At 43.7% G+C, this 519-nt stretch carries 1 protein-coding gene and 1 pseudogene; both read right to left on the reverse strand.

Annotated features, from left to right (window positions below; all coding sequences use genetic code 11):
• On the reverse strand, positions 1-241 hold a 241-nt coding region (locus tag EHW67_RS15505; protein WP_158285136.1), incomplete at its 3' end, for a GIY-YIG nuclease family protein.
• Between the two features lie 63 nt (positions 242-304).
• Positions 305-519 (reverse strand): annotated as a pseudogene (locus EHW67_RS20815) (hypothetical protein); the annotation flags it as partial.

Genomic DNA, 519 nt, shown 5'->3' on the forward strand with positions numbered 1-519 from the left:
GGTGCACCCCGAAGTGGTCATCTATAAAACGTTTTGCTCCTCTATTCTTTATTCGTCGCTCCAAAATTACAGCTTCTGAACGAGATAATACTTCCAGTTGCAAAACCAATTTCCAAGGGGTCCCACTCTTGGTAGAAGGAACAATCCCTAGGTTACGTCTTTTCAATCTTTTTATGATATCCGTAGTCTGACCTACATAATATCTTGAACGTTTCTCGCTATATAAAATATAAACGAACATATTCTAGCTTTCTTGGGGTGCTCACGCCCAAAGCGTGACGACCTCCGCGTCCCAAATGAGACGCTATGACAATGCTTTTGGATTCGCAAACCGGGCGAGACCTGCCACGCAAAAAGCGTGGTGCACCCCGAAGTGGTCATCTATAAAACGTTTTGCTCCTCTATTCTTTATTCGTCGCTCCAAAATTACAGCTTCTGAACGAGTTAATACTTCCAGTTGCAAAACCAATTTCCAAGGGGTCCCACTCTTGGTAGAAGGAACAATCCCTAGGTTATGTC

Origin of the sequence: Arenibacter aquaticus, from assembly GCF_003957295.1 — a bacterium.
GTDB classification, from domain to species: Bacteria; Bacteroidota; Bacteroidia; order Flavobacteriales; family Flavobacteriaceae; genus Arenibacter; species Arenibacter aquaticus.